This window comes from Nonomuraea sp. JJY05, from assembly GCF_043496855.1.
Taxonomy (GTDB): Bacteria; Actinomycetota; Actinomycetes; order Streptosporangiales; family Streptosporangiaceae; genus Nonomuraea.
The window spans coordinates 61,391-83,176 of sequence record NZ_JBIEIS010000009.1 but is presented as its reverse complement, the minus strand read 5'-3'; the positions used below and the strand labels follow the sequence as shown (position 1 = coordinate 83,176).

At 70.8% G+C, this 21,786-nt stretch carries 21 protein-coding genes and 1 riboswitch; of the genes, 6 read left to right on the top strand and 15 right to left on the bottom strand.

Annotated elements, in window-relative coordinates; translation table 11 throughout:
* Positions 1–2 precede the first annotated feature (2 nt).
* Entirely contained in the window at positions 3–710 is a 708-nt protein-coding gene (locus tag ACFKCF_RS15475; protein ID WP_394494094.1) for a lysophospholipid acyltransferase family protein, read from the bottom strand.
* 162 nt (positions 711–872) lie between these two features.
* Between ACFKCF_RS15475 and ACFKCF_RS15470 the strand changes: the two genes are divergently transcribed.
* Both ACFKCF_RS15470 and ACFKCF_RS15465 read left to right on the top strand, forming a co-directional pair.
* Positions 873–1,631 (top strand): alpha/beta hydrolase, encoded by a 759-nt coding sequence (locus tag ACFKCF_RS15470; RefSeq protein ID WP_394494093.1) that lies wholly within the window; start codon positions 873–875, stop codon positions 1,629–1,631.
* A gap of 46 nt (positions 1,632–1,677) precedes the next feature.
* Positions 1,678–2,133 carry a hypothetical protein gene (locus tag ACFKCF_RS15465; protein WP_394494091.1) on the top strand — a complete coding sequence of 152 codons (456 nt, stop codon included), beginning with the start codon at positions 1,678–1,680 and terminating at the stop codon, positions 2,131–2,133.
* Between the two features lie 8 nt (positions 2,134–2,141).
* On the opposite strand, the gene ACFKCF_RS15460 is transcribed toward ACFKCF_RS15465, so the two are convergent.
* From ACFKCF_RS15460 to ACFKCF_RS15430, 7 genes are all read right to left on the bottom strand, one after another.
* Positions 2,142–3,254 (bottom strand): hypothetical protein, encoded by a 1,113-nt coding sequence (locus tag ACFKCF_RS15460; RefSeq protein ID WP_394494090.1) that lies wholly within the window; start codon positions 3,252–3,254, stop codon positions 2,142–2,144.
* Between the two features lie 37 nt (positions 3,255–3,291).
* On the bottom strand, positions 3,292–3,939 hold the full coding sequence (locus tag ACFKCF_RS15455) for an endonuclease/exonuclease/phosphatase family protein (RefSeq protein ID WP_394494089.1): 648 nt from the start codon (positions 3,937–3,939) through the stop codon (positions 3,292–3,294).
* A 44-nt stretch (positions 3,940–3,983) separates the two neighbouring features.
* Positions 3,984–4,916: an ROK family glucokinase gene (locus ACFKCF_RS15450; RefSeq protein WP_394494088.1), complete on the bottom strand. Its 933-nt coding sequence runs from the start codon at positions 4,914–4,916 to the stop codon at positions 3,984–3,986.
* A 15-nt stretch (positions 4,917–4,931) separates the two neighbouring features.
* On the bottom strand, positions 4,932–5,357 hold the full coding sequence (locus ACFKCF_RS15445) for a DUF5304 family protein (protein ID WP_394494086.1): 426 nt from the start codon (positions 5,355–5,357) through the stop codon (positions 4,932–4,934).
* A gap of 42 nt (positions 5,358–5,399) precedes the next feature.
* Entirely contained in the window at positions 5,400–6,560 is a 1,161-nt protein-coding gene (locus ACFKCF_RS15440; RefSeq protein WP_394494084.1) for an ArsA family ATPase, read from the bottom strand.
* Between the two features lies 1 nt (position 6,561).
* Positions 6,562–6,996, bottom strand: coding sequence for an SRPBCC family protein (locus ACFKCF_RS15435; RefSeq protein ID WP_394494083.1), 435 nt, complete (start codon positions 6,994–6,996; stop codon positions 6,562–6,564).
* 67 nt (positions 6,997–7,063) lie between these two features.
* Entirely contained in the window at positions 7,064–7,831 is a 768-nt protein-coding gene (locus tag ACFKCF_RS15430) for a metallophosphoesterase (RefSeq protein WP_394494082.1), read from the bottom strand.
* 106 nt (positions 7,832–7,937) lie between these two features.
* On the opposite strand from ACFKCF_RS15430, the gene ACFKCF_RS15425 reads away from it, so the two are divergent.
* Complete coding sequence (locus ACFKCF_RS15425; RefSeq protein WP_394494080.1) at positions 7,938–9,686, top strand: AMP-dependent synthetase/ligase; 1,749 nt, start codon at positions 7,938–7,940, stop codon at positions 9,684–9,686.
* Between the two features lie 4 nt (positions 9,687–9,690).
* On the opposite strand, the gene ACFKCF_RS15420 is transcribed toward ACFKCF_RS15425, so the two are convergent.
* Positions 9,691–10,488: a DeoR/GlpR family DNA-binding transcription regulator gene (locus tag ACFKCF_RS15420; RefSeq protein WP_394494078.1), complete on the bottom strand. Its 798-nt coding sequence runs from the start codon at positions 10,486–10,488 to the stop codon at positions 9,691–9,693.
* Between the two features lie 174 nt (positions 10,489–10,662).
* Between ACFKCF_RS15420 and ACFKCF_RS15415 the strand changes: the two genes are divergently transcribed.
* Genes ACFKCF_RS15415 through ACFKCF_RS15405 form a run of 3 tightly spaced genes read left to right on the top strand, consistent with a single transcriptional unit; the run spans position 10,663 to position 13,735 of the window.
* On the top strand, positions 10,663–11,949 hold the full coding sequence (locus ACFKCF_RS15415; RefSeq protein WP_394494077.1) for an ABC transporter substrate-binding protein: 1,287 nt from the start codon (positions 10,663–10,665) through the stop codon (positions 11,947–11,949).
* A complete protein-coding gene (locus ACFKCF_RS15410) occupies positions 11,949–12,821 on the top strand; it encodes a carbohydrate ABC transporter permease (RefSeq protein ID WP_394494076.1) in 873 nt (290 codons plus the stop codon). The genes ACFKCF_RS15415 and ACFKCF_RS15410 overlap by 1 nt, the downstream gene beginning before the upstream one ends.
* Positions 12,818–13,735: a carbohydrate ABC transporter permease gene (locus ACFKCF_RS15405; RefSeq protein WP_394494074.1), complete on the top strand. Its 918-nt coding sequence runs from the start codon at positions 12,818–12,820 to the stop codon at positions 13,733–13,735. The genes ACFKCF_RS15410 and ACFKCF_RS15405 overlap by 4 nt, the downstream gene beginning before the upstream one ends.
* A 6-nt stretch (positions 13,736–13,741) precedes the next feature.
* Here ACFKCF_RS15405 and ACFKCF_RS15400 read toward each other — a convergent pair whose 3' ends face one another.
* The 6 genes from ACFKCF_RS15400 to ACFKCF_RS15375 all read right to left on the bottom strand — a co-directional run bounded on the left by ACFKCF_RS15400 (position 13,742) and on the right by ACFKCF_RS15375 (position 21,642).
* Positions 13,742–14,818 carry a glycosyltransferase family 4 protein gene (locus ACFKCF_RS15400; protein WP_394494072.1) on the bottom strand — a complete coding sequence of 359 codons (1,077 nt, stop codon included), beginning with the start codon at positions 14,816–14,818 and terminating at the stop codon, positions 13,742–13,744.
* Between the two features lie 41 nt (positions 14,819–14,859).
* On the bottom strand, positions 14,860–16,131 hold the full coding sequence (locus ACFKCF_RS15395) for a M48 family metallopeptidase (protein WP_394494070.1): 1,272 nt from the start codon (positions 16,129–16,131) through the stop codon (positions 14,860–14,862).
* 539 nt (positions 16,132–16,670) lie between these two features.
* Positions 16,671–17,507, bottom strand: a complete 837-nt coding sequence (locus ACFKCF_RS15390) for a hypothetical protein (protein ID WP_394494068.1) — start codon at positions 17,505–17,507, stop codon at positions 16,671–16,673.
* Positions 17,508–18,056: 549 nt separating this feature from the next.
* Positions 18,057–18,572, bottom strand: coding sequence for a C40 family peptidase (locus ACFKCF_RS15385; protein ID WP_394494066.1), 516 nt, complete (start codon positions 18,570–18,572; stop codon positions 18,057–18,059).
* Positions 18,573–18,645: 73 nt separating this feature from the next.
* Positions 18,646–18,809: riboswitch (cyclic di-AMP (ydaO/yuaA leader) on the bottom strand.
* Between the two features lie 393 nt (positions 18,810–19,202).
* Positions 19,203–20,177 (bottom strand): NlpC/P60 family protein, encoded by a 975-nt coding sequence (locus ACFKCF_RS15380; RefSeq protein WP_394494064.1) that lies wholly within the window; start codon positions 20,175–20,177, stop codon positions 19,203–19,205.
* Between the two features lie 142 nt (positions 20,178–20,319).
* Positions 20,320–21,642 carry an NYN domain-containing protein gene (locus ACFKCF_RS15375; protein WP_394494063.1) on the bottom strand — a complete coding sequence of 441 codons (1,323 nt, stop codon included), beginning with the start codon at positions 21,640–21,642 and terminating at the stop codon, positions 20,320–20,322.
* Positions 21,643–21,786: the final 144 nt, after the last annotated feature.

Sequence of the window (21,786 nt, the reverse complement as noted above, 5' to 3'; positions counted from 1 at the left end):
GCTCACCCCTTGGCGGCGGCGGCGCGCGCGGCGCGCTCCATCTCGACCTTGGCGCTCGCGGCGTACTTGTCGACGTATTCCTGCCCGGACAGCTCCATCAGGGCGTACATGATCTCGTCGGTCACGGCGCGCAGCACCAGCCGGTCGTCCTCCATCCCGTAGTAGCGGGAGAAGTCGAGCGGCTTGCCGAACTTGACGCCCGGCCGGATCCCGAGCTTGGGCAGCGGCCGCCCCGGCGGCATCATCTCGTAGGTGTTGATCACGGCCCACGGGATCACCGGCGCCCGCGACTCCAGGGCGAGCCTGGCCACGCCGGTCTTGCCCTTGTAGAGGCGGCCGTCGGGCGAGCGGGTGCCCTCGGGATAGATGCCGAGGATGTGGCCCTCGCGCAGGATGCGCAGGCCGGTGCGCAGCGCCGCCTCGCTCGCCTTGCCGCCGGAGCGGTCGATCGGCACGGTGCCGACGCCGCTGAAGAACAGCCGGGTGAAGAAGCCCTTGATGCCGCGCCCGGTGAAGTAGTCGGCCTTGCCGAGCGAGATGACCTTGCGGCGGATCTGCAGCGGGCCGAAGAAGTGGTCGGCGAACGACAGGTGGTTGCCGGCCAGGATCGCGGGCCCCTGTTTGGGCACGTTTTCCGCGCCCTCCGTCCACGGCCGGAAGACGGCGAGGAGGAACGGACCCAAGATGGCCTTGACCACCCAGTAGAACACCCCGGCACCTCTTCTCCAGCACGTTACGTGTGAGCAGAGTCATCTTCCCACCTTGAACACGATGCTCCTACACCAGCTCTCGCACAAACACCCCGGAACGTGCGACGATCGGGCCGTTCCCGGAGGAATCTGCCCGGAATGAAACTGCATGGAGGAGCTGTTATGCCGCTCATGCCAGGCGCGGAGCCCTATCACCATCGAGCAGGCCAGATCGGCGTGCTGCTCTGCCATGGGTTCACCGGCACGCCGCAGTCGCTGCGCCCGTGGGGGGAGTTCCTGGCCGCGCACGGGGTGAGCGTCTCGCTGCCCCGCCAGCCGGGGCACGGCACCACATGGCAGGAGATGAACAGGACGCGCTGGGAGGACTGGTACGCCGAGGTGGAGAAGGCGTTCGCGGACCTCCAGGGGCGCTGCCCGGACGTGTTCGTGGCGGGGCTGTCGCTGGGCGGCTGCCTGGCGCTGCGACTCGCCGAGGTGCACGGCCCGGCGATCGCCGGCGTGATCGCGGTCAACCCGTCGATCGCCAACGACGTGCCGCTGCTCAAGCTCGCTCCGCTGCTCAAGTGGTTCGTGCCGTCGGTGCCCGGCGTCGCCAACGACGTCAAGAAACCCGGCGTGACCGAGCTGGCCTACGCCCGCACCCCGGTGAAGGCGGCCGCGTCGCTGCCCACACTGTGGTCGCTGGTGCAGGCCGACCTGGCTAAAGTGACGCAACCACTGCTGGTCTTCCACAGCACGGAGGACCACGTGGTCAAGCCGACGAGTGTGGCGATCATCCGTGAGAAGGTCCCACAGGCCACGATCGAGGAGCTAAGCGATAGCTACCATGTTGCGACGCTTGACAACGATGCCGACAGGATCTTTGCCGGGAGCCTCGACTTCATCCGGACACATGCCTCGGTACCCTTGCAGAGGGACTGATCGCACCCAGGGGGAAGTCGCGATCGCTGTGGAGAGGCCCATCTAGGTGACGCCCCAGAGTGACGAGGACGAGGTCTGGCGGCAGATCGTCGCGTCCTTCAACGACACCGCCGAGCGCGACTCGGCCGACCAGCCATGGCCGGACAGCGAGAACGTCCCCGCCGAGCCCACCCGCCGAGTGGTGAAACCCTCGGAGGAGCCCGAGCCCGACGAGGACCCGTACAAGGATTCGGCAGACGAGGAGGAGGAGGAGGAGGGGCACTTCGAGCCGCCCCCGCCGCCTCCGCTGCCCAAGCTCGACCTGCCCACCAAGCTGGCGTGGGTGGCCCTGTTCGGCGGCCCCGCCTATCTCCTGGTGGCCGCGATGGCCAGCTGGCACATGGAGGGCTGGGCGCTGTTCACGGCCGTGGCGGCGTTCATCGGCGGGTTCGTGGCGCTGGTGGTGCGCATGGGCGACGGCCCGCCCAACGACTCCGGCTGGGACGACGGCGCCGTGCTGTAGGGCCGCCGCTAGGACTTCGCGGTGGTGGTCTTGGGCGCGAACGACTCGACCACGTCGGTGTAGCGGTCGCGGGTGTCGACCGCGTGCCCGACCGCCCACACCGTGCCCTTGCCGGCCAGGTAGGCCACCGCCTGGAGGCGCACGCTGCTGCGGCCCTGCTTGGCGCCGCCGCGGATGGTCGCGCACTCGCCCTTCTCGCAGCGCAGCATGAACGGCTCGGCGGCCCGTGCCGGGTCGTAGCCGGTGATCCAGTAGCGACCCTTGCCGTCGCCGGTCACGCCGTAGAGCCGGGCGTCGGAGACGGGCACCGGCTGCTCGCTCCAGCGCTTGCCGTTCCAGGTGAGCACGAGCGGCGAGACCTCGCCGGGCCCGCGGTAGACGCCGCCGACGGCCACCGCCCGCTTGGTGCTGTCGACCTGCACGTCACGCAGGTAGCCGCCGGGGATGGCGGGCACCGGCATGGACTTCCACGAGCCGCCCGAGTAGTGCACGATCAGCGGCGCGGAGCCGGTGTCGCCGACGGCGAACCCGCCGGCCACCGCGTAGAGCGCGCCCTTCTCCTTGGTCTGCTGCACGGTCCAGGAGTTGCCCTGGCCGGTGAGGATGAGGCCCTGCTTGTCGCGGCTGCCGACCGCGACGACCCGCCCCGGCTTGGCGTCCACGCCGCCCAGCCAGTCTCCCGCCCGCAGGCCCTGCGGCCTGACCCGGTCGAACCCGCTGACGTCGCCGTGGGTGAGGTACGGCAGCCCGTCGTGCCCGTCGCCGACCGCCCACACGTCGGACGGCCCGGCGACGGCCAGCCCGCGCAGATTGCCCGCGGCGGTGGCGTCGCGGATGGAGACCTCGGACCAGCCGCTGCCGTTCCAGTGGCGGATGGTGCCGCGGTTCTTCCAGACGTCCCAGATCTCCTGCTGGCCGACCGCCCACACGTCGTTGGAGGAGACGGCCAGCACGTCGGACAATGAACCGTCGGCCGCCAGGCGCACACTTGTCGACTGCTGCCACGCCTCCATGGTGGCGGGGCGGCGGGGTTCGGCATGCGCGGCGGGCGTGACCTGCGTCAAGGCCACGGACGTCGCCAAGATCAAGGAGAGCGCACGCCGCCGATAGCGACGGGTCATGAGCAAATGCTACGGGCTGGGGGGCCGGTCTTGCCCGTTAGTGCCCAACTCGCAACTCTGCGACAACAGGCAGATGGTCGCTGGCCCCGGCCAGATCGGCGATCGGGGCGTCCACTCCCCCGCACGACACGACACGCGCCTCGCGCGCCGCGAACACGCCGTCGATGCGCACGGAGGGCCGGGCGGCGGTGAACGTCAGGCCGTCGCCCTTGGGCGCCACGGCGTGGCAGTCGGCCAGCCGTCCGGCGAGGTAGCGCCAGGCGGGCTGGTGCGCCTGCTCGTTGATGTCGCCGCCGAGCACGATCGCGGCGCCGAAGCGGGCGGCCGCGCGCTCCATCAGCGCCACGGCCTCGGCGGCGTGGTGCACCCTGGCCGGGCCGTTGAGGTCGAGATGGAGCGAGCCGACGGCCAGGCGGGCTCCATCGATCTCCACCACGGCCAGGGCGAGCGCGCGCCGTTCCAGCCCGAGGAAGGCCCGCAGACGGCGGCTCTCGGCGTGCAGCACGGCGGCGCGCGGGCCGATCAGCACGGCCACGCCGCCGATCCGGCCGGGGGTGGCCACGCGCAGGCCCGCCGCGGCGGCCAGGGCCCCGCGCCTGGCCCGCCAGCGGACGAACCGGGGCGCCTCCTGCACGCACAGCACGTCGGCGCGCATGGCGGCGATGACCCGGGTCAACGCGGGCACGCTGTCGCGCAGCCCGCGTACGTTGTACGTGCCGACCCTGATCGTCAGCGCTGCCTGGCCAGGTCGGCCGCGCCCACCACCCCCGCGGAGGCGCCCAGCTCGGCCAGGCGGATCTCGGCCAGCGGCCGGTGCCCTCGGCCGGTGAGCTTCTCGGCGAAGACCTGGCGGGCCCGGTCGATGAACAGGTCGGCGGCCCGCGAGACGCCGCCGCCCACGATGAAGCAGCCGGGGTCGAGGACGGAGGCCAGGTCGGCCATGCCCTGGCCCAGCCAGTCGGCCAGACTGGCGAACGCGGCCAGCGAGGCCTCGTCACCCAGCCGGGCCGCCTCGGTGATCTCCTCACCCTCGATCTTGCCGCCGGCCAGGCCGAGCAGGATCTTCGCCTGCTCCGGGTGGGCCTCGGCGATCTCCCTGGCGTCCTTGACGAGGGCCTGGCCGCTGGCGTACTGCTCCCAGCAGCCGATGTTGCCGCAGCCGCACTGGCGCCCGCCGGGCAGCACCTGCATGTGACCGAACTCGGCGCCCATGCCCCACCGGCCACGGTAGAGGGAGCCGTCGACCACCAGGCCGCCGCCGATGCCGGTGCCGAGCGTGATGCAGACCACGAAGGACTGGCCCCGCCCGGCGCCGAACCGGCTCTCGCCCCAAGCCATGGCGTTGGCGTCGTTCTCGATCACTACCGGCAGGCCGACGAGGCCGCTGATCTTCTTCTGCAACGGCTCCTCGCGCCAGGCGAGGTTGGGGGCGAAGCGCACCATCGAGCGGGTCTCGTCGACGAACCCCGCCGCGCCGACCCCGACGGCCTCGATCTGCCTGCCCGCGCTCAACTCGCGAACGACATCGGCCACCGTCTCGGCCACCAGGTCGGGGCGGTCGGCGGCGGTGGGCCTGAGCGTGTGTTCGACGATCACGCCCTTGTCGTCGACCACACCGGCGGCCACCTTGGTCCCGCCGATATCGACACCGATCGTGAGCATTGGCCCCTTTTCTCCCTATCCGAGATCTATGTGTTCCACGTCGCCGCCGCCCTCCGGCCGGGTGGCACGGCGATCCCCGCTGCCCTCGCGCGGCCCGCGGGGGGCGGGCCTGCTCAGGGCGTCGAGCGCGCCACGGACCGCGGCGAACAGCTCTCCGCCCGCGGCCATCAGGTGCCCCGTCACGTCGGCGCCCGACTCGCGCTGCGCCGCGATGGCCCTGCACCACGGGCAGGCACGGCAGATGTACTCGTCGTGGGGCTCGGACACCGCCTCTTCCCACACGTCGCGCTCCCTGCGGGCGCCCGCGCCGGTGAAGGAGTTGAACACGCTCCTGCCGACCTGGCGGGTGGCCCGCCCCTGGATCGAGTCGAACAGCTTGCGTGCCTCGTCGGCGACGGTCCCGATCGGGTCTCTGTCGTTGCCGGTGTTGCTCTCGGTCATCTTGCCCTCCCTGCGAATGGGTCGCTCATCCTCCTCAACTCATCAGGTCGCGGATTCGCTCCCCGGGCTGAAACCTACCCGCAGCACGCCGTCGCGGAGCGCGGCCCCGGTGATCTTCCTGCGGGCCAGGGCCGCGGGCAGCGCCAGGATCCTGCGGTAGGGCCCGGCCGTGACGATCAGCTCGTCGCCCTTGCGGGCCAGATCGACGTCGCCGCGGACGGCGCCGGGCAGGGCGAGGACCAGCTCGTCGGCGTTCATCCGCAGCGGCGGCTCGACGTCGTGGGCGGCGAACGGGTCGGACCCGGCGTACATCGCCTCGCCCACCTCGGCCAGCGCGTCCTTGCCGACGGGCTCGGCGGGCAGGTAGGGGATGACGTGGATGGGCAGCGGCGCGAACGACTGCTCCGCCTCGGCGAGCAGTCTGGACTGCGCCGCCGCCCACTGGGCGCGCCACTCGTCGGCGCCGCCGGAGGGGAAGACGCGGTTGGCGATGACGGCGTCGACGCGGTAGCCGTACAGGTTGAGCGAGGTGAGGGTGCGCCTGGCCTCGGCGAGCACCACGGACTCGGGCGTGAGGACGAGCCGCACGGAGGCGTGCTCGCCGGTGAGCAGCTCGCGCACCTCCATGAGGCCGCGGTGCAGGCGCTCGCCCGCGCTCATGACCTCCTCGCCGGGCGCGCTGACGTGGGCGACGCTGCGCACGAACGGCGAGACGAGCCTGACGAGCCTGCGCCCGACCGGCATGAGCTTGCTGACGTGCCAGTCGAGCGCCTCGGGCAGGGCCAGCAGCCGCAGCGTCTCGGCGGTGGGCGCGCAGTCGACGACGATCACGTCCCAGCGGCCCTCGCGGGCGTGCTCGCGCAGCTCGAGCAGGGCGATGACCTCCTCGGCGCCGGGCAGGACGGTGATCTCCTCGGAGGTGATCTCGTCGAGGCCCAGCTCGCTCAGCACACCCCTGGCGTACTGCTGCAGCTCGCCCCAGTGGCGCTCCAGCGACTTCTGCGTGTCCACCTGGTGGAGGTGCAGGCCCGGCGCGATCTCGCCGGGCTCGACGTCGAGCGCGTCGGCCAGCGAGTGGGCGGTGTCGGTCGAGACGATCAGCGTCTTGAGCCCGCGCCTGGCGGCGAGCGTGGCCGTCGCGGCGGCGGCCGTGGTCTTGCCGACGCCGCCCTTACCGGTGAAGAGCAGGACCCTCGGGCTCAACTCAGCTGCCTTCGACGCGCTTCTTGAGGCCCTTGAGCGCGGTGTCCACGATCACCTTCTCGGCCTTGCGCTTGATCATGCCGATCATGGGCACGCTCAGATCGACCGTGAGCTCGTACGTCACGTCCGTGCCCCTGCCCGTGTCGGCGAGCCGGTAACTCCCCCGGAGGTCGGAGACCATCTTGCCCGGCTCGACCACCTGCCAGCTCACGTGGTCGTCCTGCCAGGTGTAGCCGAGGGTGTAGGTGTCACTGATCATCCCGGCGTCGAGGACGAAGCGCACCGTCTCCGGCCTGCCCTGTCCGTCGGTGGTGAGGACCTCGGCGCTCTTGACCTGCCCGGCCCAGTCGGGATATGAGGGGAAGTCGGCGATGACCGCCATGACCTCGGGCCGGCCGGCGCTGACGGTGGTGCTCGAAGTGGTGCGATCAGCCATGCGACCACCGTAATGCAGAATCCGCTCGTTGCGGTGGATCGCCCGGCACGGCCCACCGCAGGCCGGGTCACCATTCGAGGACGAAAGGCACGCCCCTTCCCCGGAAGTGGCCCACGTTCACGCATTCGGTGCGCCCGATGCGGGTGCGCGCGTAGAGCGGGTTGTGCACGTGGCCGAAGAGCGCGTAGCGCGGCTGCGTCCGCTCGATGGCCGCCAGGGTGGCCTCGCTGCCGCGCTCGAACCGCCTGGCCACCACGTCGTAGAGGAGCTCGGGCACGGCCGGCGGGATGTGGCAGCACAGCACGTCCACCTCCCCGACCGCCTCGACCTTGGCCGCGTACTCCTCGTCGCTGATCTCGTACGGCGTGCGATAGGGGGTCTGGAGCCCCCCGCCCACGAACCCGAACCGCAGGCCGCCGATCTCCGCCACCTGCCCGTCCAGCACCCGCAGGCCGGGCCTGAGGTAGTCGGCCCACAGGCGCGGCAGGTCGACGTTGCCGTAGGTGAGGTAGGCCGGGGTAGGCATGGCGGCGAAGAGGGTCTCGTACTGGGAGCGGACGTGGCGTTCGATGTGCTCGCGCGGGTCGCCGTCGAGCGTCGCCCACAGGCCCGCGGACATGGCCCTGGCCTCGTCGAAGCGCTTGGCCGTGCGCAGCGCGATGAACTCGGCGGCCTGCTCGGCGCCGAACAGGTCGGCGAAGATGCCCTGCGCGTGATCGTCGTAGTCGACGAAAAGGATCAGGTCGCCCAGGCAGATCAGCGCGTCCGCCCCGTCGCCCGCCCTGGCCAGCGCGTCGGCCCTGCCATGGACATCGCTGACGACATGGACCCTCATGGGCAAATCCTACTGAGGGCGGCTGCTAGCGTGAGCTGTGACACTACCCGTCCGTAACTTGACGCGGTAACGTCCAGGCGCGGTCCCCGAAGAGGAGTCTGATCCGTTGCGCGAGTACAGCGTTCCCGTCCTGGTCGATGTGCCTGCCTCCGCCGGCCTGTCCGACACCGTGTTCAAGCGGGCCGAGCAGGAGCCGGGCGCCGTGATCATGCGCCGCAGGACGGACGGCGGCTGGCCCGTGGTCACCGCCTCCGAGTTCCGCGACCAGGTGGTCGAGGTGGCCAAGGGGCTGATCGCGGCGGGGATCTCGCACGGCGACCGGGTCGCGCTGATGTCGCGCACCCGCTACGAGTGGACGCTGGTCGACTACGCCATCTGGACCGTCGGCGCGGTCACCGTGCCGGTCTACGAGACGTCCTCGGTCGAGCAGGTCAGGTGGATCCTGACCGACAGCGAGGCCAAGGCGGTCTTCGTCGAGCTGGACGAGCACGAGCGGACCGTCAGGGAGGCCGCGCCCGACCTGAAGCCGGTCTGGCGGGTCGACGGCGCCCTGGAGACGGGCGACGTCTCCGACGCCGACGTGGACGAGCGGCGCGAGCGGGTGGGCATCGCCGACCTGGCCACGGTCGTCTACACCTCGGGCACCACCGGACGGCCCAAGGGCTGCCGCGTCACCCACGACAACCTGCTCTTCACCGCCCGCAACGTGCTGCGCGGGCCGCTGGAGCCGCTGTTCGCCACCAAGGACCCGGCGGCCCTGCTGTTCCTGCCGCTGGCGCACATCCTCGCCCGGATCATCCAGGTGGTGCTGATCGAGGCGGGCGCGGTCATCGCGCACACCCCCAACATGAAGAACGTCGCCCCCGACCTGCAGGACTTCAAGCCCACGTTCCTGCTGGGCGTGCCCCGCGTGTTCGAGAAGGTCTACAACGGCGCCGAGCAGAAGGCCATCTCGGGCGGCAAGGGCAAGATCTTCGCCCGCGCCGTGGACGTGGCGATGGCCTCGAGCCGCGCCTCCGCCGCCGGCGCGCCGCTCGGGCTCCGGCTGAAGCACCTGCTGTTCGACCGGCTGGTCTACGCCAAGCTCCGCGCGGCCACGGGCGGCCGCCTGTCGGCCGCGGTCTCCGGCGGCGGCGCGCTGGGCGAGCGGCTCGGCCACTTCTTCAGGGGCGTCGGCATCGAGGTCTTCGAGGGGTACGGCCTGACGGAGACCACGGGACCGTGCACGGTCAACATGCCGTTCGGCAACAAGATCGGCACCGTCGGCAAGCCGCTGCCCGGCGTGAGCCTGCGCATCGCCGACGACGGGGAGATCCTGGCCAAGGGCAGGAACGTCTCCCCGGGCTACTGGAAGAACGACGAGGCCACCGCCGAGGTGATCGACGCCGACGGCTGGTTCCACACCGGCGACATCGGCGAGCTGGACGCCGACGGCTACCTGCGGATCACGGGGCGCAAGAAGGAGATCCTGGTGACGGCGGCGGGCAAGAACGTCGCCCCCGGGCCGCTGGAGGACGCGCTGCGCGCCCACCCGCTGATCTCCCAGGCCATGATCGTCGGTGACGGCCGGCCCTTCGTCGCCGCCCTGATCACCCTCGACCCCGAGGCACTGCCCGACGGGGCCTCCGCGGGCGCGCTGCGCACGGACCCGGCGGTGCTGGCGCAGGTCCAGGAGGCGGTGGACCGGGCCAACCTGCTGGTGTCCAAGGCCGAGCAGATCAAGAAGTTCACGATCCTGGACCTGGACATCACCGAGGAGAGCGGGCACCTGACGCCCACGCTCAAGGTCAAGCGCAACCTCGTCATGCGCGACTTCGCCAAGGAGATCGACGGGCTCTACGACGGGAAGCACTGAGGGCTCACGCGCCGTCCAACAGACCGGCCGTGCCGTGCGCCTCGGCGATGAGGAGCTCGCCCACGTGCCCGGCCAGCGCCTCCCTGGCCGGCTGCGGCAGCCCGGCGTCGCTGACGAGCACGTCCGCCTCGCGCAGCTCGGCGATGGTGCTGATGCCGACCGTGCCCCACTTGGTGTGGTCGGCGGGCACGACGAGCCGGCCCGCCGCCTCCACGAGGGCGCGGTCGGTCTCCGCCTCCATCAGGTTCGGGGTGGTGAAGCCTGCCCTGACGGTCATGCCGTGCACGCCGAGGAACAGCAGGTCCACGTTGAGCCGGCGGATCGCGGCCACCGCCACCGGGCCCACCAGGGCGTCCGACGGGGTGCGCACGCCGCCGGTGAGCACGACCGTCTGGTCGCCCCTGCCGGCGTGGCGGAAGACCTCGGCGACGCGCACCGAGTTCGTCACGACGGTCAGGGCCGGGACGGCGGCCAGGCGGTGCGCCAGCGTCCAGGTGGTGGTGCCTGCCGAGAGCGCGACGGTGGTGCCAGGCCGCACGAGGGCGGCGGCGCGGCGGGCGATGGCCCGCTTCTCCCCCTCCTGGAGCACCGATTTGACCGCGAAGCCCGGCTCGTCCGTGGAGCCGACGCTGGTGGCGCCGCCGTGCACCTTGGCCAGCAGGCCGCGCCCGGCCAGCATCTCCAGATCGCGGCGGATGGTGATGTCGGAGACGCCGAACGCGCGCACCAGCTCGACCACGCGGACGCCGCCGTTCTGCCTGACGAGCTCCAGAATCGCCTGCTGACGCTGCTGAGCGAGCATCGCATCACCAGATCCCGACAGGTTCCGACACCGGTTCGATCGCATCATGACACGGCGTGGACGCAGGGCAAGGTCATAGAAATGTGCGTTGACAGTCGGAAATGTTGGGTTTTCCCTGAATGAAGGTGAGTGAAGTCGGGGGGATTTGAAGGGTCCGGCTAGGAGGAACCCATCATGGACCAACGTCTGCCGATCTCCCGTCGCCATCTCCTGCTCGGGGCCGCCGCGTTCGGCGTGCCCGCCACCCTCGTCGGCTGCGGCTCCAGCGGCGCCCCGGCCCCCGCCGGCGGAAAGACCGCGGGCAACCTGGGGACGGTCACGATCGGCTCCAACGCCTCCGACGAGATCCCGAAGAAGTCTCTGGAGACCCAGATCAAGGCCTTCACTCAGGCCACGGTCAAGGTCAACACGGTGGACCACAACACGTTCCAGGAGAACATCAACCGCTACCTGCGCGGCACGCCCGACGACGTGTTCACCTGGTTCGCGGGCTACCGCATGCAGTTCTTCGCCGAGCAGGGGCTGGCGACCGACGTCTCGGACGTGTGGCGGGAGATCGGCGGCGACTACACGCAGGCGTTCAAGGACCAGTCGACCGGGACCGACGGCAAGCAGTACTTCGTGCCGGCCACGTACTACCCCTGGGCGGTCTTCTACCGCAAGAGCGTCTGGCAGGAGAAGGGCTACCAGCCGCCGGCCACGCTGGACGAGTTCACCGCGCTGGCCAGGAAGATGAAGGCCGACGGGTTGATCCCGATCGCGTTCGCCGACAAGGACGGCTGGCCGGCGATGGGCACGTTCGACATCCTCAACATGCGGATCAACGGCTACGACTTCCACGTCTCGCTCATGGCCGGCAAGGAGTCGTGGACCGACCCGAAGGTCAAGCAGGTCTTCGACACCTGGCGGGGCCTGATGGAGTACCACCAGCCGGCCGCGCTCGGCCGCACCTGGCAGGAGGCCGGGCAGTCGCTGGCGCAGAAGAAGACCGGGATGTACCTCCTGGGGATGTTCGTCGCCCAGCAGTTCCCCGAGGCCGACCGCGAGGACATCGACTTCTTCACCTTCCCCGAGATCAACCCGGCGTACGGGACCGACTCCATCGACGCGCCCATCGACGGCTACATGATCTCCGCCAAGGCCAAGAACGTGGACGGCGCCAAGGCGCTGCTCAAGCACCTCGCCCAGGCCTCCTCGCAGAACATCGCCACGAAGCTGGACCCGGGCACGCTGGCCGCCAGCTCCAAGGCCGACACCTCCGGCTACAGCGCCCTGCAGAAGCGCGGCGCCGAGCTGGTGTCGAAGGCCACCCACATCGCCCAGTTCCTCGACCGCGACACGCGGCCGGACTTCGCCTCCACCGTGATGATCCCGTCGCTGCAGTCGTTCGTGAGCAAGCCCGGCGAGATCGACTCCTTGCTGACGAGCATCGAGAAGCAGAAGGCCAACATCTTCCGCTGATGGCAGTCAAAACCCGTCGCTACTCCGCCCGCGACGTGACCGTCCTGGTCATCGGGCTGGGGATGGCCATCATCGTCAACGTGGGCCTCATCTGGGGGCCCACGCTGGCCTCCGTCGGGCTGTCCGCCACCGACTGGAACGGCATCGGGCCGATCGAGTGGGTGGGCGGGCAGAACTACCACGACCTGGCGGCCGAATATCCGCCGTTCTGGTCGGCCGTCCGCAACAACCTGCTGTGGCTGGGCTTCCTCGGGCTGGTCGCGACGCCGTTCGGGCTGTTCTGCGCGGTGCTGCTGGACCGGCGGCTGCGGCTGTCGCGCGTCTACCAGAGCGCGCTCTACATGCCGGTCGTGCTGTCGCTGGCCGTCGTCGGCTTCATCGCGCAGCTCGTCTACTCCTCCGACTACGGCGTGCTGAACGCGGTGACCGGGCTGACCGTGGACTGGCTGGGCGACAGCTCGATCAACATCTGGGTCGTCATGATCGCGGCCGGGTGGCGGCACGTCGGCTACGTCATGGTCATCTACCTGGCCGGGCTGAAGGCGGTCGATCCGGCGCTGAAGGAGGCGGCGGCCATCGACGGGGCCGACGAGCGGCAGGCGTTCTTCCGCGTGGTGTTCCCGACACTGCGGCCGGTCAACGTGATCGTGCTGGTCATCACGGTGATCGAGGCGCTGCGGGCCTTCGACATCGTCTACGCCATCAACAAGGGCAGGAACGGGCTGGAGCTGCTGTCCGTGCTGGTCACCGAGAACATCGTGGGCGAGGCCAGCAGGATCGGGTTCGGCTCGGCGATCGCGGTGATCCTGCTGGTGATCTCGCTGGGGTTCATCGTCACCTACCTGTCGCAGATGTTCAGGGAGGAACGATGACGCTCACGGCCCCGGCCGCCGCTCCCCCGGCCCAGGAGCAGCGGGTTGTGTCCCGGCGTCCGCTGCGGCCGCTGCGGATCGTGCTCCACGCCTTCCTGGCGCTCGTGGCCCTCGGGTGGCTGCTGCCGCTGGCCCTGGCCGTCTACGCGTCGCTGCGCCCGTACGAGGAGACCGCCCGTCTCGGCTACTTCTCGCTGCCCGAGCACGTGACGCTCGGCTACTACGGGCAGGCGTGGTCCCAGGCCGAGCTGCCCCGCTACTACCTCAACACGTTGATCATCGTCGTGCCCGGCGTGCTGATCACGCTGTTCATGGCGTCGTTCACGGCCTTCGCCATCGCGCGGCTGCGCATCCCCGGGCGCAGGGCGCTGCTGATCGTGTTCACCGCCGGGAACCTGCTGCCGCCGCAGGTCCTCATCACGCCGCTCTACACCCTCTACACCCTCGTGCCGCTGCCCGCGTGGCTGTCGGACTCGCAGTCGCTCTACGACTCCTACCTGGGGCTGATCCTCGTCCACGTGGCGTTCCAGTTCGGCTTCTGCGTGTTCGTCATGGCGAACTTCATGCGCACGATCCCCGAGGAGATCACCGAGGCGGCGCTGGTGGACGGGGCCTCGGTGTGGAAGCGGTACTGGCGGCTGACGCTCCCGCTGTGCCGTCCGGTGCTGGCGGCGCTGTCCACGCTGCAGTTCACCTGGATGTACAACGACTTCCTGTGGGCGCTGGTGCTGATGTCGTCGGGCGACAAGCTGCCGGTCACCTCCGCGCTGAACAACCTGCGCGGCCAGTTCTTCACCGACTACAACCTGCTGGCCGCCGGGTCGGTGCTGGTGGCGCTGCCCACGCTGATCGTCTTCCAGCTCCTGCACAAGCAGTTCGTGGCCGGCCTGACGCTGGGGGCCACGAAGGGTTAGCGGGGGCTAGAGGAGCGTGTGGAAGCGGGCGGCCACGTGCTCCCACGCCCAGTCGCGGGCGATCCAGTCGCGGCCGCCCGCGCCCATCTTGCGGGCCTTGTCGGGGTCGGTCAGCAGCTCGACGATCGCCTGGGCCACCTTGCCCGGGTCCTCGCCGTCCACGACCAGCCCCGTCTCGCCGGGCCGCACGGCGTCGGGCGCGCCGCCGGACGCGCCGGCCACCACCGGCAGCCCGGTGGCGGACGCCTCCAGGAACACGATCCCGAGCCCCTCCACGTCCACCCCCTTCCACCGGGTACGGCACGGCATCGCGAACACGTCGGCGGCGGCGTAATAGCCGGGCAGGCTCGCGGCCGGCACCGTGCCGGTGAACCTGATCGACTCCCGCCCCGCCGCCATGCGCTCCAGCCGCCCGCGGTGAGGGCCGCCACCGACCAGCAGCAGCACCGCCTCCGGCACCGAGCGCAGCACCTGGGGCCAGGCCCTGATGAGCTGGTCCTGGCCCTTCCTCGGCACCAGCCGCGACACGCACACGACCACCGGCCTGCCGTCCAGGCCCAGCTCGGCCTTGGGCGCGTCGGGCCGGAACTGGCCGACGTCCACGCCGGGCGCGAGCCGTACGAGCTTGCCCGGCGGGACGGCGGCGACCAGGCGGCCTCGCGTGTACTCGCCCAGGTACGTCACCACGTCGGCGTACCCGCCGATCCTGCGCAGCACGGCGCGGAAGCCCGGCGCGCTCGCCCACGACGCCTCGTGACCGTGGGTGAGCATCACCACGCGCCGCGCGCCCGCCCGGCGCAGACGGGGGGCGAGCAGCCCCAGCGGCGCCGCCGCCCCGAACACCACGGTCTGCGCGCCGTGCTCGGCCACCAGCCGCGCCGCCCGGCGGGCGACGGCCGGGGTCGGGAGCATGAGCCGCGTCGGATGCCGCACGACCGGGAACGGCTGGCGCTCGTCGAACTCCTCGCAGCCCGGCCAGGCGGGCGCGTAGACGACCACGCCCGGCGTGCGCAGCGCGAGGCCGTGCACGAACGACTGGATGCCGCCCGGCCTGGGCGGGAAGTCGTTCGTGACGACGAGCACCGCGGGCCCCGAACCCGGCGTCGCGCGTCCTGCCGCACGTGTCACTGCACGGGGACGCCGTTCAGCTTGGCCCATGCGCGGGCCATCGCGATGCGCTCGGGACTGGAAGGATGGGAGGCATAGAGCACATATTCCACCGCATCCGGCGACAAGTCGGAAATATTGGTGACTGCCAGGCGTTTCTGCATCGCGATGAACGTGGCCGGGTCGCGCGTGAGGTCCAGCGCGTGCAGGTCGGCCCTGGCCTCGATGTGGCGGCTGATCAGGTTCTCGGCGGGGCTCATGAGCAGCGAGCCGAAGGTCATCAGGCCTATGACGGCGCCGATCGCGCGGGGATCGGCCAGGCCCGTGACGCCGGTGCGGCGGCGTACCGGGCCGAACACCCAGAACAGCAGGATCGCGCCCAGCGCGGCGCCGAGGGCGCCGATGAACGTGCCGTAGAGCACGTCATCGGTCTTGGCGTGGCCCAGCTCGTGCGCCACGACCAGCTCGACCTCGGACTTCGGGGCCTTGAGCAGCGTGTCGTAGACGACGATGCGGCGCGTGGCGCCGAACCCCGACACGTAGGCGTTCAGCGCGGTCGTCCTGCGGGAGGCGTCGGCGACCAGCACGTCCTCGACCGGCACGCCGTCCCGCTTGGCCATGTTCAGGAGCTCGGTGCGGAGCGGGCCCTGCTGCATGGTCGTGAAGTCGTTGAACAGCGGCTCGAACACCACCGGGTAGACGAACGACGCCAGCACCGTCAGCGCGGACGCGCCCACGGCGGCCGGGATCCACCAGCGCCTGAACCTGCGGGCCAGCGCCACGAGCACCAGCAGCATGAGGCAGAGCATGAACGCGTCCACCCCTATGTTCTTCAGCCGGTCGCTCGCCCAGGACCCCCAGGTCTGGATGGACAGGCCGTAGCCGCGCAGCAGCGTCTCGCCCCACATGGCGAGCGGCAGCTTGATCAGCTGGGTGACGAGGGTGATGACCACAACGCCCAGCACCACGCGGAGCCACCACGGGCCTTTGAGCCAGGCCACCAGCTTCACGCCGAGCGGGGTGGCGGCGAGCAGCCCGGCGATGATCAGCGTGAGGGCCAGCGAGAGGTAGCCGGGCAGGGTGCTGGCCGCGTCGAACGCCTTGGATCTGGCGATCTGCGCGGCGGTGAAGTCGCGGGCCGGGTCGGGCGGTCCGGAGGCCAGGAGGTGCCAGGGGGTGCTGAAGGCGGCCACGGCCACGATCACCAGGCCGAGCAGCACGGCCGCCACCGCCGCCTGCCGCCTCAGCCGGCGCTCGCCGTCGGACTCCCGCGGCCTTCCCCCGTTCACGGAAACATTCTCACTCTGCCCCCGCCTTCCGCCGCCGCTCTCCCGTCTCACGGCCGCGCCGCCCCCGGACACCAGCCCGGCACCCTCCCCTTTCACGGACGCGCCGCCCCCTGACACCAGGCCGACGCCCTCCCCCTTCAGGGGCGCGCCACCACCGGACGCCGAGCCGGCGCTCTCCCCCTTCGGGGACGCGCTCTCACCGTGGCCGCGTGTCTCTCCGTGCCGAGCCGCGGTGCCGCCGCCGGCCGGCCCGCCCACCGAAGCGGCCTCCTGGACCGGTACGGGCTCCTGCGCCCAGGGAGGCGCCCAGGGCGAGTCCCCCGCCGCTTGCTTGCCGAGGCCAGGTTCACCCGCCTCCGCCGGGACCGCCGTATTGGCTTCCTTCTTCATCGGGGCGGAGCTCTCCTCCGGCTTCCTCGCCCCGGTACCCGGCGGATCGGCCCCCGGGCCCGCCACCGTGCCCCCGGCCTCCTCACCGTCCTTCGACGCCCCTTGCGACGCGTCGTCCACGTCCCGCCGTTCGCTCATCTGCCTCCCCCTCACGCGAGCTGGTCCCGCACGTAGTCGCGCCACCGTGCCGTCAGCGTGGCCGCGGAGAGGCCGAGCTCGGCGAGTGCCCGGTCTACGCCGCCCGCCCGGGCGTCACGGTAGAGCCTCACCAGCGTCCTCTCACCGAACCGGTCAGCGAGGAAGCGACACGCCAGCCAAGCCTCCTGGTACGCCCGCGCGAGCCGGACGGGGTCCCGCCCATCAGCCGCGAAAGCCGCAGGTCCGGGCAATTCCTTCGGCAGCCTCCCGGCCCGCACCTCGGCGGCGAGCTCGGCGGCCGCGGTCCTCACGGGGAGCCCGGAGTCGCGATAGCCGACGTAGTCGGCGAACCCCTCATAGAGCCATGGGGGAAGGCGGTCGGTGCCGGCCACGACGTGGGTGAGCTCGTGGGCGAGCACGACGTCCTTGCCGGTGGAGTTCAGCTTGGCGAAGAACTCGGGGACGATGATCACGCGACCGCGATCGGCCACGGCCGCCAGCCCGTCGACCCGCCCCACCCCGGCCAGCCTGGCCGCCTCGGCCGCGGACGAGGGAACGACTATGAGCGGTCGTACTGACTTTCCCAGCACCGCCGACACCCGCTGCCCCGCCCGATCAGCCCTGCGCGCGATGTCACCGAGCTCACTGGCGTCACCGGGCTCACTGGGCTCAGTGCGTCGGCCGACGACCACAGAACGCGCCCCGCGGACCACGACCTCACCGTCATCCCACAGGCCGCGGACCTCGGCGGGAAGGACGGGAGAGTCGGGGATGGCGGCGCTGGCGGGGGCCAGGGCGAGGAGCAGGACGGACACGATCGCAGCCCGCCGACTCACCTGCCCTGACACGATGCCCGATCGTAGTCGCCCGCCGGCCCATGACCGGCCACTTCGCGCCCCGAACTCGACCCCCTCCGGCGCGACCGGAGGGCGCCAGGCGACACGACCGGCGACGGATCGCGCATCCTTGAGCGCCGTCCACCCGCACCATCCGCCGCGGATCGCGAGCGAGGGGTCCACACGCCGCCTGCCATCGGTCGGAGAGCCCACCACGTCACCCCTGAGCCGTCCGCGAGCCGTCAGCCATCACCCTGCGGACCGTGGGGCCGTGGGGGCCGTGGGGCCGTGGGGCCGTGGGGTCGCGGGGCGGCGGGACCGTAGCCGTGGGTCGCGGGGCCGTGAGTCGCGGGGCCGTGAGTTGTGTCCCCGTGTGGCGGGGTGGGTGTGTTGAGGGGGCGGCGTTGCGGTGGGGGGCCGTGTGCGGGTCAGCGGGCGTCTTCCTGGAGGCCCTCAGCCACGTACGGCGGGTGGTGCCGCCCGTGCTCCGCCGTAAAAGATAGAAAGAACAGCCACCAGACAATGGGAGAGCCCCGCCCGGAAGATCCGGGCGGGGCTTCTTCACATGCCGGGACGGACAGCGCCGACGAACGACGCCCGACGCCATCCACTCAGCTTGTCGATGCGTACCCGTTCGCCTGTCCGAGGCGAGTGGACCATCTTGCCCTTGCCGACGTACATGCCCACGTGGCCGAGCCCCCTGAAGAACATCAGGTCGCCGGGCTGGAGGTTCCGCCACGAGACCTTGTTCCTGATGCGGGCGAACTGGCTGGCCGCCACGCGCGGGAGCTTTACCCCGGCCTTCTTCCAGGCGTACTGGACGAGGCCGGAGCAGTCGAACGAACCAGGGCCGGTGGCTCCGTACCGGTACGGGTCACCGATCTGGTTCTTGGCCACGGCGACGGCCTTGCTGGCCTTCACCTTCTGACGGGCGACCTTGGCCGCCCTCAGCGTCGCGGCCGAGGTCGTCTTCGAGGTGCCGGCGGTTGCGGCCGCCTTGGCCGTCGAAGCGGACTCGGTCGTGGCCGCCTGAGCCGTTGGGGCATGGAGGATCGCACCTCCGGCCGTCACGGTCATCGTGAGCGCTACGCCACTCAGGGCAATGCGGGACAGACGGGGGTTATGCAGGGAGGTAGACAGGATTTCTCCTTGTGTCTTCCACGAATGCCTACCGGGTTAGCTGACGGATTCGGGCCTGGAAGTCGCCCTACGGCGCGCTCTGCGCGCCGATTCACCCCCTGATCCCTGGGAACTGGGATCTCTGGGTCCCCGGCTCCGTGCCTCCTGGCTGCACGGACTCGGCAGGCCGACCGCCCGATCGATGTGTCGATATGGGGACGTTTGGGCGGTTGACCAGCGGATCTTTATCTGTCTCACACCGGGAGGGACCGGTGCGGGTTCGCGGAGGACATGGCTTGTTCACCGCGACGTCGCCAGAAGCTACGCCGAAGGGTCAAGGATCGGCAAAGCGGGACACCGCTTGTAAAGATCAGATAGTGGAGTCAGTAAGGATGAAAATCCCTGCTGGAACCCCAGGCTCCGTTACCGAAATGTGACACTGCTCACACTTCCTTTCGCGCCCGTTTGTCAGGCCCCAAATGTCGCGTTTGTCACACTTGTTGCGGCTTCTGCGGGGCGCGTCGTACGCGTGGATCGTTCCCATAGCGTCCCGTTCGGCCGCCGGGAACAACGATCGGGCGTCGTAGGCTACGGGCGGATGGCGCCCACGAGGCGGCCGCCGTACGACGAGAGCTTGACGACCTTGACCACGTCGCCCGTCTGCGGCGCGTGAACGATTTTCCCGTCGCCGGCGTAGATACTGACGTGACCCAAGCTCGAGCTGAAGATGAGGTCCCCCGGCTGGAGGGCGTTCAGTGAGACCTTGCGGCTCGCGCCCCAGGCCCACTGCTGCCAGGTCGTACGCGGCAGTGACACGCCCGCCGCGCGCCACGCCGCCTGGGTCAGGCCCGAGCAGTCCCAGCCGCCGGGACCCGTCCCGCCGAACACGTACGGCTTGCCCACCTGGGCGAACGCGAAGCGCAGGACGGCGGCGGCGTTGCCCGAGGCCGGGCCGGTGTACTGGATGCCGACGCTGTTCGGGTTGCCCGGGTTGTAGGCGCCCAGCTTCTTCAGGAGCTTCTTCTGCTCGGCGATCAGCTTCATGATCTCCGAGCGCTCCTTCTCGACCCCGTCCCGTTCCCGGTCGGCCGCCTCCAGCGACTCTTCCGCCTTGTCGCGGTCGGCCTTCAGCCCGCGGTTCTCCCGGTCGAACGCGGCCAGCTTCTCCGCCCGCTCCCTCGCCATCTGCTCCGCCAGCGCCAGGCCCATCAGGAAGTCGTCGGGGCGGTCCGCGCTCATCATGCCGGGCAAGGTGGTCACGTCGGTGCCGAGCTTGTAGCTGTCGACGGCCATGCCGATCACCTGGGCGCGCAGGTCCTCGACCGTGGCCAGCTTGGTCTTGTAGCGGTCGTTCAGCTTGGTGTAGGCGCTCTTGGCGGCCTTGTACCGCTCGGTGGCCGTGTTGAAGCGGTCGACAACCTTGTCGGCCTTGTCGTTGAGCTTCTCGAGCTTGGCCTTGGCCTGTCCGAGGGTGGGCCTGGGATCAGCGACGGCGGCTCCCACAGGGGACAGGACCAGACCGAACGCGAGACCCGCGGCCACCGGCACCCTGCCAAACCTCACTGTGTCGCCTCCCAGGGATTTCGTCTGGGGCGAAATAGTACAGAAGTGGCGGCTGGGGTCACACCTTATCCGCTCAATTCGTAATACGACGCCGATCCCCTGCCGGACCACGGCAAACCCGCCCGTAAGGGGTCCACGTAATCTAGGCCCGGCCCAGCCTGCGCAGCAGCAAACCAGACGGAACGGGTCTGGCTCCCATCCGCCTGACGGACTCGGCCACCTCGCGGTCCGACGACACCACGGCCATGGCCCGGCCGGGCGGCTCGGCGCGGACGAGCTGGCGGATCAGATCGTCGGCGATCTCCCCCGGCTGGCTGAACAGCACCCGCACCCCGCGCGGCGCGACGACCTGCACCGGGGAGTTGAGCTCGGCACCGTCGAACACGACGGTCACCTCGACCCTCGTCTGCGCCACCAGCCCGCCGAGCCCGGTCATGAGCCGGGTGCGCTGGTCGGCCAGGGTGAGCGTGCCGTAGCCGGTCTTGGTCACGTTGTAGCCGTCGATGATCAGGTGGACCTGCGGCAGGGCCAGGAGCTGATCGAGCAGCTGCGGGTCGTCGTCGGCGAGCGCCCGCGCGGGCACCCCCCGGACGCCGGGCCGCTCGCCGGTGACCGCGGCGACCGAGTCGGCGGGCCGGCTGATCATCGTGGGCAGGGCGAGCTCCCTGCGCAGCCCGGCCGAGGCGTCCTGCAGCGCGTCGAGCAGCACCCTGATGCGGGCGTCCTCGATGCTCCTGCCCTCGCGGGCGGCCCGGCGCGAGGCCTCCAGCTGCTTCTCCACGTCGGCCAGCCGCTCGCGCAGCCGCCGCAGCTCGGACTCGCCCGCGGTGCCCGCGGCCGAGGCGGCCGACCTGGCGTCCTCCGCCGCGTGCTCCATCTCCTCGGCCCGCTGCACCGCGGCCTTGGCCCGCTCGCGGGCGTCGTGGAGCTTGCGTCTCAGGTCGGAGTTTTCCGCTCGGGCCGCCCTGATCTGCTCGCGCAGCCGGTCGGCCTCCTCCTTGGCGGCGGTCTTCTGCGCCGCGAGCTGCTCGCGGAGCCGGGCGACGGCCTCCTCGCGCTCCGACCCCTCGGCCGCCACCGCCGACTGCACCAGGTCCGTACGGGCGACCTCGATCATCTCCGCCCAGCCGGGCGGACGGGTGAGGTAGGCGGCCGCGGCCACGAGCACGGGGTCGGCGGCCGGCGGGACGTTGCCCTCGGCCAGGGACGCCACCAGCTCCGGCCAGCCGGCCTCCACCGATTCGGCCACCAGCTCGCGGAACTTCTTGTCGTTCTCGAGCTGCGCCGCGATGGGCGCGCTGCCGAGTTTGGCGCGTTTGCGGGGATCGAACTTGGCTATCCCGCGAAGGGGCGGCGGTATGGAGGCAGCGGGCATCGTCCCGAGCACCTGGGACGCCAGATCGACGACATTGAGCCGCACCTGCTCGGGAAGCGGGCGAGACAGGCCTTCACCCGCTGAACTCATCCCACTTGTCCCTTCGTGACATGCCCTTTCAGACAAGGGTACGGCTGCCGCGTACCTGACCGTAACGGCCACCTGTCTATAGACAAGCGCTTGGTTGGGGATATACGACTGAGCCGGGACGGGCGTTCACCCGGGAGGCCGACC